Below are 13,707 nucleotides of genomic sequence, written 5' to 3'. Positions count from 1 at the left end.
GAGATTAACGACCGTTAGCTTTTAGGCTCAGTTCGAAGCCCGAGGATCAAACTTACACACATCAGTAGTAGTACAAAAGTAAACGGTAAACCTGTTGAAATAGCACCCGCTTGCAGTGCTTCAATTGCCTCTTTACCGCCGATCCACAATAGCGCTGCAGCAATTGCACCCTCAATACTCGCCCAGAATATACGTTGTGGTACTGGGGCATCTATTTTACCACCAGCGGTAATACTATCGATAACCAAAGAACCAGAATCCGACGAGGTGATGAAGAAAACCAGTACAAGTACAATCGCCGTGAACGAGAGTAAATCGCTCATCGGTAGGTTTTCAAACATTTGGAACATCGCCAGTGGCACTTCAGTCAAGCCATCAGTACCTAGAGCGCCAATGCCATTTTTTACCTGATCGATAGCAAGGCCACCATAGATTGACATCCAGATCACGGTTACCAATGTCGGGATTAATAAAACTGCGGTAATAAACTCGCGTATGGTACGCCCCTCAGAAACGCGTGCGATAAACATACCGACAAATGGTGACCAAGAAATCCACCATGCCCAGTAAAATACGGTCCAACCTTGGAACCATGCTTCATCTTCACGACCATGCGGGTTACTCAGTGGAATGATATTTTCAACATAGGCCATTAAAGTCGTCGGAATATTACCCATGGCAATCGCAAAACCTGCAATACCAACGAATACTAATAACACAAATGCAATTAACATATTAACGTTACTAAGTATCTTTACACCGCCATCAATACCGCGAACAACCGAAATAATCGCAAGGGCAGTAACGCCCACAATCACGGCAATTTCTAGACCGAGACCTGCTTCTATGCCAAATACATGTTGGATCCCAGCACCAGCTTGCTGTGCGCCCAGACCGAGTGATGTCGCAAGGCCAAACAAGGTAGCAAGAACGGCGAGAATATCGATGATATGGCCCGGCCAACCCCAAGCTCTGTCTCCTAAAATAGGATAAAAGATTGAGCGGATCGACAGTGGCAAGCCTTTATTGTAGGCAAAGAATGCTAAAGAAAGCGCGACTACGGCGTAAATAGCCCAAGGATGCAAACCCCAATGGTACATGGTCGCGCCCATTGCAAGTTCAGCCGCTTCAGGTGTGTTTGCAGCAACATTTAACGGTGTTTTATACCAGCCAGTGTAGTAGGCGACAGGCTCCGCTACACCCCAAAACATCAGACCAATACCCATACCTGCTGCAAATAGCATCGCCAGCCATGACGCCCGAGTATAGCTTGGTTTGGCGTTTTCACCACCTAAACGAATTTTACCGTAAGGCGATAAAACGAGCACCAAACAAAATAGCACAAAGAAATTACCAGACCACATAAATAGGGCATCAAAGTTACCTATGATATCCCACTTTATGCCGTCTAAAGTGGTTTTAGCTGTGTTTGCATCAACTAATAATACGGCGACTAAAAACGCCAGTATTAATCCAGCACTTACACCAAATACAGGGTTATGTACGTCAAATCCCCACTTTTGAACATTGTCTTGTCCAACTGTGTAGTCTGTATTATCGATGCTGTACTTATCGTGGTGATTGCCCATGATATCCTCTTGTTGTTCTCATCGTGATACGACACCAAGCTGATATACTGAATTAATCGCTAGACAATGGATGATAACAATTCGACATAAACTAACTATGCAACAAAGCAAAATGTAATCTGGCTATTAATGCTAATCATTAGCGGCTTAGAATGACTTTATCTGCCATACAATATGCTAGCCATAAGCCACAAAAACTACTTAGTCTAGTTTAGATTATTTAGCATATTCATTCGATTTGTGCGTTTCAATCACATCAGCCGAATGACTATCTAAATATATGATGGGTTTATGTTAGTTACAGCGACAGTATACTGCCTCAATACTTGTAATTAAGATAAACCAACCGAACCGTTATGCTACTAAGCTATGGTATCAATATATTGTGTCAACTTGATATTCAGTCGATGCTTCAAAGCAGCAACTTTTTAGTTTTAAGTTGTACTGACAGGTGAATATTCAATGCCAACCAAAACTATCTCTACTAGTTTAGGGGGTGAGATTGAAAAGTAAATGGCTACTGAATTTTTTATTTAAAAATCATCACATTCATCAACTAGACATAAAGAGTGATGTAAAGTAAAGAGTTTTCCTTTGATGGCATGTGAAAAAAAACCCCTCTTGCGAGGGTTTTGGGTAACTCAGCGCCTTTGGCACTGGGAATGAGGTCGGTACATTTGTAAGTTAGGGTGTGTCTTACGACGCCTCAAACTGCATTTCAGGGATCTCACCGTCGACGATAAGCTTGCCTGCAGTTTTGCTGATTATTTCATCAACACTAACACCCGGTGCGCGTTCTAGCAAATGGAATGCGCCGTCTTTTACTTCTAACACAGCTAAATCTGTTACGATTTTCTTTACACAATTTACGCCGGTTAGCGGCAATGTGCATGATTCAAGCAATTTAGAATCGCCGTGTTTGCTAGCATGGGTCATGGTCACTATGATGTTGCGTGCACCAGCAACTAAGTCCATTGCACCACCCATGCCTTTGATTAATTTTTTCGGGATCATCCAAGACGCGATATTGCCTTGTTGATCAACTTCAAATGCACCTAGTACCGTCAAGTCTACATGACCACCACGGATCATGGCAAAGCTTTCCGCACTATTAAAAATTGCTGCACCTGTCGCTGCTGTCACGGTTTCTTTACCCGCGTTGATCATATCGGCATCAACTTGGTCTTCAGTTGGGTAGGGACCCATACCCAACAAGCCATTTTCCGATTGCAGCATCACTTCAATGCCCTGTGGTACGTAGTTAGCCACTAAGGTTGGAATACCTATGCCTAAGTTAACGTAGTAACCGTCTTCAAGCTCTTGCGCCACGCGCATCGCAATTTGTTCACGATTTAAACCCATGATTGCCTCCTATTTGCGCGTTGTGACACGTTCAATACGTTTTTCAAAGTCACCTTTGATCACGCGATTGACATAAATACCTGGGGTGTGGATTTGACTCGGCTCAAGTTCACCCGGTTCTACGATTTCTTCAACTTCCGCTACGGTGATTTTTCCGGCTGTCGCCGCCATTGGGTTAAAGTTCATTGCTGTATGGCGGAACACCAAGTTGCCATAGCGATCTGCTTTCCAAGCCTTAACAATAGCAAACTCACCGGTAATTGATTCTTCCAAAATATATGGTCGGCCATCAAATTCTTTTACTTCTTTACCTTCAGCAACGGGAGTACCGTACCCTGTTGCCGTGTAAAAAGCTGGGATCCCAGCGCCACCAGCGCGCATCTTCTCTGCAAGCGTACCTTGTGGTGTTAATTCAACGTCAATAATGCCATCGAGAAGTTGCTGTTCAAACAGCGCATTTTCACCAACATAAGAGGCGATGATCTTCTTAATTTGACGATCTTTAAGCAAAATACCTAAACCAAAGTCGTCGACCCCGCAGTTGTTTGAAACTACGGTAAGTTCTTTTGTTTGCAGGCGCTTAATTTCTGCAATTAAGCCTTCTGGAATACCACACAAACCAAAGCCACCTGCGATGATGGTATCGCCGTCTTTAAGACCCGCCATCGCTTCGCTGTAGCTTGATACGACTTTATCGAAACCGGCCATAAGCCCACTCCTAATAATGTTATTGTTTTAAGATTGACAAGTTTGTTTGAGTGCTAAAGACACTTTACTGCTTGGTGTCTTGCCTAGCGCATCACAAATTGTCCATCCTGCTTTTGCTAGCCTTTCTAAATCAATTCCACACTCAATGCCAAGTCCTTGCAGCAAGTAAACTACATCCTCAGTGGCAACATTTCCTGACGCGCCTTTGGCGTAAGGGCAACCACCGAGACCTGCAACGGCGCTATCAACAGTTGCGATCCCCATTTGCAGGGCTGTGTGAATATTCGTTAATGCTTGTCCGTAGGTATCATGGAAATGCACCGCAAGCTTGTCAGCAGGGATATGTTGCAGTAACAAGGTGAGCAGCTGCTGGACTTTTTTAGGCGTACCAACACCTATGGTGTCGCCTAAGCTGATTTCATAACAACCAAGTGACAACAATTGTTTACATACCGCTAAAACTTGCTCTGGTTGTACTTCACCTTGATATGGGCAACCAACCACGCAGCTAACATAACCTCTTACTTTTATGTTGTTTTTTTGTGCAAGTTCAACAACGGGACGAAAGCGTTCAATACTTTGTTCAATCGTGCAGTTGATGTTTTTTTGCGTAAATGCCTCACTGGCGGCAGTAAAAATGGCAAATTCGTCGACCTGATTTTCTAGTGCAAGCTCTGCGCCTTTAAGGTTTGGCGTTAGGGCGCTTATTTCAACACCTTCACTACGCTCAAAGCCTTGGATCACCGCAGCAGAATCGGCCATTTGTGGCACCCATTTGGGCGACACAAACGCGCCTGCTTCTATGTGCTTGAGACCAGCGTCTTTTAACGCGTTAACCAGCGAGATTTTAGCTTCTGTGGCAACACTGACCTCATTTTGTAAGCCGTCACGTGCGCCGACTTCTACAATTTTGACGTTAGCCGGATACTGAGACATTAGTCTTGCTCCTCAACAATCGCCAGCATATCGCCATGACTGACCAGCTCGCCTTCTGCAAAGCAGTATGAAGTGAGCGTGCCATCAAATGGTGCATTGAGCGTATATTCCATCTTCATGGCTTCGATTATCACCACGGCATCGCCTTTATTAACTTGGGTACCGACGGCTAACAAATGCTTAACCACGGTGCCGTTCAATGGCGCTGCCAGCGGTGCAGCTTCGTGCTCATGATCGCTAATGTAATGCTTTGACTTGAGTTCAACGGTATGTTGATACGGGCCATACATAATAGTGATCGCGGTTTCGGTCACAATGGCACTGGCGTGTAACCTTTCACCATCAATCACCACTGTTAACTGGTGTCCATTTAATTCACATTCAATTTGGTGGATTTGCTCGTTAAACGAAACCTTCCAACCACCTTGAGATTGATAGGCACAGGCGACATGATCTGCAAATGGTAAATCCACTTTCGCGGTTTGGTTAAGCCTAAAGCCTAAGTTTCCCCACACCGTGTTTTTACATGGTTGTTGGTGGCTAAGGTAGGCCGCACTTGCTAATAACACCATTTTATCCAGCGGCGTATTCGATTGAGTTAATACCTCAGTTTGCGTGTCGATAAAGTGGGTATCAGGCGTACCAGCTGTGAAAGTAGGGTGGCCTGCTAAGTGATGTAAAAATGCAATATTGGATTTTAAACCGCACAGATGTACTTGCTCTAAACTCGATTTTAGCTTTAGTAACGCTTGCTCGCGGTTTTTGCCATGAACAATAAGCTTGGCGATCATAGGATCGTAAAATGGACTGATCTCATCGCCTTGTTGCACGCCGGTGTCAATTCTTATGCCATCTTTGGCTTCAGGAAAGCTAAGATGTGAAAGTACACCTGAAAACGGCATGAAGTTTTCTTCAGGGTCTTCTGCGTAAATACGCGCTTCAAAGCTATGACCGGATAACGAAACCTGCTGTTGAGTCAGCGGTAGCTGTTCACCCGCAGCAACCATGAGTTGCCACTCGACTAAATCGAGGCCAGTTACCATTTCCGTCACAGGGTGCTCTACTTGCAGGCGAGTATTCATTTCCATAAAGAAGAACTCATCGCCACATAATAAGAACTCTACTGTACCTGCGCCGCGATAGTTAATCGCTTGCGCACAGCGTACTGCCGCTTCACCCATAGCTTTGCGCATAGCATCACTCAAACCTGGCGCGGGCGCTTCTTCAATCACTTTTTGGTGACGACGCTGTAGTGAACAGTCTCTATCACCGAGGTAAACACAGTTACCGTGACTATCGGCAAAAACTTGTACTTCAACGTGACGAGGCTTATCAACAAAACGCTCAAGCAGTACTAAGTCATTGCCAAAACTCGCTGCAGCTTCACGTTTAGCGCCATGTAGTGCCGATAAAAACTCGCTGTTTTCTCGTACCACGCGCATCCCTTTACCACCACCGCCGTAAGCGGCTTTGATAAGTACCGGAAAGCCGATTTTTTCTGCTTCTGCCTGTAAGAAATCATCTTCTTGCTTGTCGCCATAATACCCTGGGACTAAAGGCACATTAGCGTCATGCATGATTTCCTTGGCACGTGTCTTAGAACCCATCGCTTCAATAGAGCTTGCCAGCGGACCAATAAACGCAATGTTTGCTGCTTCGCATGCTTTTGCGAATACTTCATTTTCAGACAAAAAACCATAACCTGGGTGGATGCAATCGACGCCCGCCGCTTTGGCGACTTCAAGAATTCGGTCTGCGACCAAATAAGACTCTTTACTTGGTGCCGGACCGATATGATAGGCTTCGTCAGCTGTTTTCACATGCATCGCATTGGCATCTGCATCAGAATAAACTGCCACTGTGGTTAGGCCCAATTTCTTTGCGGTGCGCATCACGCGGCAGGCAATTTCACCACGGTTCGCGACTAGAATTTTAGTTAGCATGTTGACTCCTATTCGCTTGCGGCGGTTTGCCAGCGTGGTGCTCGTTTATCGAAAAAGGCGCTAAGCCCTTCTTGGCCTTCGTCACTTACTCTAATTTCAGCGATACGCTTTGCGGTATGGGCGATCAACGCTTCATTTATTTCTTTACCTGCAACTTCGTTGATCAGTGCTTTGGCACTTTTCACAGCAGCAGGGCCATTGTTAAGTAAGGTATCGAGAAAATCCGCTTCGCTTTTTGCTAAATCATCGCTCAATTCGTGAATTAAACCCATTTCTAGCGCCTTTTCACCATCGAAGACTTCGGCTGTTAAAAAATAGCGTCGCGCTTGGCGCTCCCCAATGGCTTTAATGACATAAGGACTAATCACAGCCGGAATAAGACCAAGCTTGACTTCACTTAAACAAAATTTAGAGTTGTGCTCTGCAATGGCGATATCACAACAGGCGATTAACCCAAGCGCACCGCCAAAAGCAGCACCTTGCACCAAACACAGCGTTGGGTGAGGGCAAGTGGCCAGCACTTGCATTAATTTAGCAAGTTCTAAAGAATCAGCGACGTTTTCGTCATAGTCGTTGTCTGCCATGGATTTCATCCACGCCAGATCAGCCCCCGCTGAAAAGTGTTTACCTTCGGTTTTTAATACCAGCGCTCTGACATCGAGGCCGCTGGCATATTCGATATTCTTAATGAGTTCGGCAATCACCTCCGCATTGAAGGCATTATGTTTTTCTGGGCGACTTAGCTCTAAAATCGCCACTTTGCTTTTTGTTATATTTAAAGTGACAGGCATAAGTGCTCCTTACATTCTGAAGACGCCAAATTTAGACTCTTTTTGCGGCGCATTGCTCGCAGCCTCTAAGGCAAGACCAAGTACTGTGCGCGTATCCGCAGGGTCGATAACGCCATCGTCCCAAAGCCTTGCGCTGGCATAGTATGGGTGTCCTTGCTTTTCGTACTGCTCGATAATTGGCTTTTTAAATTCGCTCACTTCGGCATCGCTCATGCTAAGGCCTTTACGCGCTAAACCATCTTGTTTAACCTGCGTTAATACGCCCGCAGCTTGTTCACCACCCATTACGGAGATCCGTGCGTTTGGCCACATCCACATCATGGTTGGCTCGTACGCTCTACCACACATGCCATAGTTACCAGCACCATATGAGCCGCCAATCAATACTGTAAACTTGGGCACATCAGCACAGGAAACGGCTGTTACCATTTTGGCACCGTGCTTAGCGATACCTTCCGCTTCGTATTTTTGGCCAACCATAAATCCAGTAATGTTCTGCAAAAACAGCAGCGGAATATTGCGCTGTGCACAGAGCTGAATAAAGTGTGCGCCTTTTTGCGCGGATTCAGAAAAGAGAATACCGTTGTTTGCTACGATCCCTACAGGGTGACCATAAATCTCAGCAAAACCAGTCACGAGTGTTTCGCCGAAGTAGCGTTTAAATTCATCAAACAGAGAATCGTCCACGATACGGGCAATGACTTCGCGTACATCAAACGGTTTTTTCAGATCCGTACCGACAATGCCATACACCTCACTGATGTCATAACGTGGTGGTTTGGCATCTTGCAGGAACGGGCGAGTGGGGCGCTGATGGTTAAGGCGTGACACGCACTGTCTTGCGATAGAAAGCGCATGCTCGTCATTTTCTGCATAGTGATCGGCTACACCTGAGACTTTACAGTGAACATCTGCGCCGCCTAAGTCTTCTGCACTCACTTCTTCACCCGTGGCCGCTTTAACAAGCGGTGGCCCTGCCAAGAAAATGGTGCCTTGTTCTTTGACGATAATACTTTCATCGGCCATCGCTGGTACATACGCGCCGCCGGCGGTGCATAACCCCATGACCACTGCGATTTGTGGGATCCCCTTTGCAGACATACGGGCTTGGTTGTAGAAAATTCGACCAAAATGCAATTTATCTGGGAACACTTCATCTTGCTCTGGCAAGTTCGCACCGCCAGAATCCACCAAATAGATGCAAGGAAGATGGCAGCGCTCAGCGATTTCTTGCGCTCGTAGGTGTTTTTTTACAGTAATAGGGAAATAGGTTCCCCCTTTTACCGTCGCATCATTTGCCACAATCATGCATTCAACGCCTTTGACGCGTCCGATCCCGGCGACCACACCAGCACAAGGAATATCTTGCTCGTAAACGCCAAACGCGGCGAATTGGCCAATTTCTAAAAACGGCGAGCCCTCGTCAAGCAAGGTTTCAATTCGGTCACGTACAAATAATTTACCGCGACTTTGGTGACGGGCAATAAGCGCTTCACCACCACCTTGGCTCAATGTGGCGACTTTCTCTTTAAGATCAGCAACCAGCGATGCCATCGCATCGCTGTTTGCCTTAAACTGGGGATCATGCGGATTAACCGCAGAATTTAGTACCGTCATGTAGCACTCCTAGCGACTTTCGTTGAATAGCTCACGTCCGATAAGCATACGGCGGATCTCAGACGTACCAGCGCCAATTTCATACAGCTTGGCATCGCGAAGTAGTCGACCTGTAGGATATTCATTGATATAACCGTTTCCGCCTAGTAGCTGAATGGCATCAAGTGCAAGTTTGGTTGCAAGTTCTGCGGCATATAAAATCGCACCAGCAGCATCTTTACGAGTGGTTTCGCCACGGTCACAGGCTTTTGCCACGGTATAAACGTATGAGCGTGCTGCGTTCATTTGCGTGTACATGTCAGCAACTTTGCCCTGCACCAGCTGGAATTCACCGATGGATTGGTTAAATTGTTTACGCTCGTGAATATAAGGTACTACCACATCCATACAAGCCTGCATAATACCAAGCGGACCGCCTGCTAACACCACACGCTCGTAGTCAAGACCACTCATGAGTACCTTAACGCCTTCGTTGTATTCGCCAAGGATGTTTTCTGCAGGTACTTCGCAGTTTTCGAATACCAGCTCACAGGTGTTTGAACCACGCATTCCAAGTTTGTCTAACTTTTGTGCCGTTGAAAAACCAGGGAAGCTTTTTTCGACGATAAAGGCTGTGATCCCGCGAGGGCCTGCATTGGTGTCCGTTTTTGCGTAAATCACAAAAACGTCGGCATCTGGACCATTGGTGATCCACATTTTATTACCGTTAAGGATGAACTTGTCACCTTGCTTTTCAGCACGCAGTTTCATTGACACGACGTCAGAGCCAGCATTGGGCTCACTCATTGCTAGTGCACCGATGTGTTCACCGCTGATAAGTTTTGGTAGATATTTTTCTTTTTGGGCTTGGTTACCGTTACGGTTAATTTGGTTTACACATAGGTTTGAGTGTGCGCCGTAGCTTAAGCCAATTGATGCACTCGCACGGCTTATCTCTTCCATTGCGATAACGTGTTCAAGATAACCCATGTTTGAGCCGCCAAATTCTTCAGCGACGGTGATCCCAAGTAGGCCCATTTCGCCAAACTTTGGCCACATTTCGTTTGGAAATGCATTTTCTTGATCTGTTTTTTCAGCCAGTGGGGCAATTTCACTGGTCGCAAAGCTATTCACATGATCACGGATCATGTCTGCTGTTTCGCCTAGTCCAAAGTTTAATTCTTTATATAAAGATACTGTGCTCATCGGTCTTCATCCTGTTGTGAGAGTTTATTTTTCGAGCTCGTGTAGGGTGTCGCGACAACGGCGCTCAGCCGTCACCAGTTCCATTAAGACAACTTTAATGTCGTCCATCTGTTGGCTTAAGTCGGCTTTTTTCTCTTCAATGAGTTGCAACATGGTTTTAAGTTGCTTTTCGCTCGATTTGTCGGCGTCGTAAAGCTCAAATAGTCGGCCAGTTTCAGCAAGTGTAAAACCAAGGCGTTTGCCGCGAAGGATCAGTTTTAATCGAACTTTGTCACGTTTTGAGTAAATACGCGTTTGTCCTTGGCGCCTAGGAGAAAGGAGTCCTTGGTCTTCGTAAAAACGAATACTGCGAGTAGTAATATCAAATTCTTTAGCTAACTCGCTGATTGAATAGGTAGGTTCATTAATTTCTTGCATTTTTATTTACACTTACAACGTCACTGATTAGACCAATATAAGTGAAGTTTACGTAAAGGTAAAGTAAGAATGGCAGATCCTTCTTTAGTCTTATAAAAGGAATAATCTGTCCGTTCGAATTGTCATCAAATCTTCATTACAGCTAGAGAAAATAAGCCTTGGAAACAAATTTGTGCAAGTTAGCTTTACACTTTCACTGATCTCGTTTGGCTTGATTTTAGATTTACGTTGGCGTAAACGTAAATATTATGTATGCTCGAATACAGAGTTAATTTTTAACAAGCCAAGATTGGCTTGTAAACAGGAGTTTTGCAATGAGTAACGAAGCTGTTGTCATCGTCGCTGCTAAGCGTACACCAATGGGTGGCTTTATGGGAAGCCTATCTGACGCAACCGCGACAGACTTAGGTGCGACTGCAATTAAAGCAGTAATGAATGAAACAGGCCTTAGTGACGCGAGTATAGACGAAGTTATCATGGGTTGCGTACTACCCGCAGGCCTAGGTCAAGCGCCAGCGCGTCAAGCGATGCTACATGCGGGGCTTGCACGCTCGACGGGAGCAACCACTATTAACAAGGTGTGCGGCTCGGGTCTAAAAGCGGCGATGTTCGCGCATGATCTCATCCGCTCAGGTAGCATTAATTCTGCTATCGCTGGTGGCATGGAAAGCATGACTAACTCACCTTACTTTATTCCAAAAGCCCGTGGCGGAATGCGCATGGGTCATGGCGAAATCAAAGACCATATGATGGCTGATGGCTTAGAAGATGCTTATGACAATAAAGCGATGGGTTGTTTCGCACAAGCTACTGCTGATGAATATGGCATTACCCGTGAGCACATGGATGAATTTGCACTTGGCTCACTAAGTAAAGCAAACGCCGCAATCGAAAATGGCAGCTTTGGCAATGAAATTGCCCCTCATGTAATGAGTACGCGTAAGGGGGATGTTGAGGTTAATACTGACGAGCAACCTGGTAACGCGCGTCCAGACAAAATTCCATCACTTCGCCCAGCATTTAAAAAAGACGGCACTATCACTGCTGCTAACTCTTCGTCTATTTCTGATGGTGCAGCAGCGCTGATTTTAATGAGTGAATCAGAAGCGAAAAAGCACGGTTTGACACCACTTTGTAAGATTGTTGCCCATGCAACTCACTCACAAGCGCCTGCTGAATTTACCGTGGCACCAGTCGGTGCGATGAATAAACTGCTTGAAAAAGCAGGTTGGTCGACAGCAGACGTTGACCTTTGGGAAATCAACGAAGCGTTTGCCATGGTGACTATGTTAGCTATCAACGAAATGCAGTTAGATAGCAACAAAGTCAACGTCAACGGTGGTGCTTGTGCACTAGGTCACCCAATCGGTGCAAGCGGTGCACGCATCTTAGTTACACTTATCCATGCACTAAAAAACCGCGGCTTATCAAAAGGCGTAGCGTCACTATGTATCGGTGGTGGTGAAGCTGTAGCGCTCGCGGTAGAAGTGTAAGTTACTGCAATTTATTTCGTTCAAGGGGCGCTGCGTTTTCCATAATTCTAATCATTCACGCAGCGCATAAACTCGTTTTATGGGGAGGAGTGCTTCATGCACCAAGTACCTTTATACATCAACGGTGAATTTTCACAGTCTCAGTCTGACAAATGGTTAGACGTTGTTAATCCGGCTAATCAAGAAGTGTTAGCAAAAGTACCTTGTGCTACTAACGAAGAAGTACAAGCTGCAATTCATTCAGCTCAAGAGGCATTTAAAACGTGGCGTAATGTTCCGGTAACTGAGCGTGCGCGAATTATGATGCGTTATGCAGCGCTTCTTAAAGAGCATCAAGAAGAAATCGCAACCATCATTTGCCATGAACTAGGCAAAACTTTTGAAGATGCGAAAGGTGATGTATGGCGTGGTATTGAAGTGGTTGAGCAAGCATGTAATGCCCCTTCAATGATGATGGGTGAGACGGTAGAAAACGTTGCCCGAAATATCGACACCTATTCATATACCCAACCGCTAGGCGTTTGTGCGGGTATTACGCCATTTAACTTCCCAGCGATGATCCCGCTGTGGATGTTCCCAATGGCAATTGTATGCGGTAACACCTTTGTACTTAAGCCATCAGAGCAAGATCCACTAACGCCAATGCGCTTAGTTGAATTGTTTGAAGAAGCTGGTGCGCCAAAAGGCGTACTACAGGTAGTACACGGTAGTAAGGATCAGGTTGACCAAATCCTTGAAGCGCCGGAAATTCGCGCGATTTCTTTCGTAGGTTCTTGTGGTGTTGGTCAGTACATTTACAGTAAAGGTACGCAAAACCTCAAACGCGTTCAAGCATGTGTTGGTGCGAAAAACCACATGGTTATTATGCCTGATGCGAAAAAAGAACAAGTGATCAATAATCTGGTTGGCTCTTCGGTCGGCGCGGGTGGTCAGCGCTGTATGGGGATCTCAGTTGCCGTGTTTGTTGGGCAATCACAACAGTGGGTAGAGGAACTAAAAGACGCAATGGCGAAGGTACGTCCTGGCGTTTGGGATGATCCTGAAGCTGCTTATGGTCCGCAAACGACTCCACAGGCTAAAGCGCGCATTCTATCGCTGATTGACAGCGGTAAGCAACAAGGCGCAACGTGTTTGCTAGACGGTTCTGATTTTACAGTTGAGGGTTATGAAAATGGTAATTGGGTAGGTCCAACCCTGTTTTCAAATGTCACAACTGAAATGGATATCTACAAAGAAGAAATCTTTGGCCCAGTCCTTTGCTGTGTATTTGTCGATAGTTTAGATGAAGCAATTACGCTTATTAATAACAACCCATACGGTAACGGCACCTCATTATTCACTGCAAGCGGTGGCGCAGCACGTAAGTTCCAGCGTGAAATCGAAGTGGGTCAGGTAGGCATTAATATTCCTATTCCTGTGCCATTGCCGTTCTTCTCATTTACCGGTTGGAAGAATTCATTCTACGGCGACCAACACACCTATGGTAAGCAAGGCGTGCGTTTCTATACAGAAACCAAAACGATTACCTCACGTTGGTTTGACGATGAGGCTGTCAGTGGTCCAAATATGAGTATCAACCTTAGATAACTCATATTGCATAGCGTGCTCTGCAGGGGGAGCACGCTATTTTTTACCAAAACGATAAGAATTACCGACACACATTCAG

The 13,707-nt window shown here is 45.7% G+C and carries 11 protein-coding genes; 2 read left to right on the top strand and 9 right to left on the bottom strand.

What is annotated here, in order from left to right; genetic code table 11:
* Positions 1–14: 14 nt before the first annotated feature.
* From GSF13_RS15690 to GSF13_RS15650, 9 genes are all read right to left on the bottom strand, one after another.
* Complete coding sequence (locus GSF13_RS15690; protein ID WP_010604943.1) at positions 15–1,589, bottom strand: BCCT family transporter; 1,575 nt, start codon at positions 1,587–1,589, stop codon at positions 15–17.
* 696 nt (positions 1,590–2,285) lie between these two features.
* The gene (locus GSF13_RS15685) at positions 2,286–2,951 is read right to left on the bottom strand and encodes a CoA transferase subunit B (protein ID WP_010604942.1); all 666 of its coding nucleotides are present in this window, start codon (positions 2,949–2,951) and stop codon (positions 2,286–2,288) included.
* A 9-nt stretch (positions 2,952–2,960) separates the two neighbouring features.
* Positions 2,961–3,659: a CoA transferase subunit A gene (locus GSF13_RS15680; protein ID WP_010378612.1), complete on the bottom strand. Its 699-nt coding sequence runs from the start codon at positions 3,657–3,659 to the stop codon at positions 2,961–2,963.
* A gap of 27 nt (positions 3,660–3,686) precedes the next feature.
* The gene (locus GSF13_RS15675) at positions 3,687–4,595 is read right to left on the bottom strand and encodes a hydroxymethylglutaryl-CoA lyase (RefSeq protein ID WP_174168762.1); all 909 of its coding nucleotides are present in this window, start codon (positions 4,593–4,595) and stop codon (positions 3,687–3,689) included.
* Positions 4,595–6,538 carry an acetyl/propionyl/methylcrotonyl-CoA carboxylase subunit alpha gene (locus tag GSF13_RS15670; protein ID WP_206472045.1) on the bottom strand — a complete coding sequence of 648 codons (1,944 nt, stop codon included), beginning with the start codon at positions 6,536–6,538 and terminating at the stop codon, positions 4,595–4,597. The genes GSF13_RS15675 and GSF13_RS15670 overlap by 1 nt, the downstream gene beginning before the upstream one ends.
* 8 nt (positions 6,539–6,546) lie before the next feature.
* Complete coding sequence (locus GSF13_RS15665) at positions 6,547–7,329, bottom strand: enoyl-CoA hydratase-related protein (RefSeq protein WP_211866205.1); 783 nt, start codon at positions 7,327–7,329, stop codon at positions 6,547–6,549.
* A 9-nt stretch (positions 7,330–7,338) separates the two neighbouring features.
* Positions 7,339–8,946: a carboxyl transferase domain-containing protein gene (locus GSF13_RS15660; protein ID WP_211866203.1), complete on the bottom strand. Its 1,608-nt coding sequence runs from the start codon at positions 8,944–8,946 to the stop codon at positions 7,339–7,341.
* Between the two features lie 9 nt (positions 8,947–8,955).
* A complete protein-coding gene (locus GSF13_RS15655; RefSeq protein WP_010378622.1) occupies positions 8,956–10,131 on the bottom strand; it encodes an isovaleryl-CoA dehydrogenase in 1,176 nt (391 codons plus the stop codon).
* A gap of 24 nt (positions 10,132–10,155) precedes the next feature.
* Positions 10,156–10,548 (bottom strand): MerR family DNA-binding transcriptional regulator, encoded by a 393-nt coding sequence (locus GSF13_RS15650; protein WP_010378624.1) that lies wholly within the window; start codon positions 10,546–10,548, stop codon positions 10,156–10,158.
* Positions 10,549–10,862: 314 nt separating this feature from the next.
* Here GSF13_RS15650 and GSF13_RS15645 point away from each other — a divergent pair, with 314 nt between their 5' ends.
* Both GSF13_RS15645 and GSF13_RS15640 read left to right on the top strand, forming a co-directional pair.
* Entirely contained in the window at positions 10,863–12,041 is a 1,179-nt protein-coding gene (locus GSF13_RS15645) for an acetyl-CoA C-acyltransferase (RefSeq protein WP_010378626.1), read from the top strand.
* A gap of 96 nt (positions 12,042–12,137) precedes the next feature.
* Positions 12,138–13,628, top strand: coding sequence for a CoA-acylating methylmalonate-semialdehyde dehydrogenase (locus GSF13_RS15640; RefSeq protein ID WP_010378628.1), 1,491 nt, complete (start codon positions 12,138–12,140; stop codon positions 13,626–13,628).
* The last annotated feature ends 79 nt before the right edge of the window (positions 13,629–13,707 follow it).

This window comes from Pseudoalteromonas sp. M8 (assembly GCF_018141365.1).
GTDB lineage: Bacteria > Pseudomonadota > Gammaproteobacteria > Enterobacterales > Alteromonadaceae > Pseudoalteromonas.
This window is presented reverse-complemented; position numbering and strand designations above follow the sequence as displayed.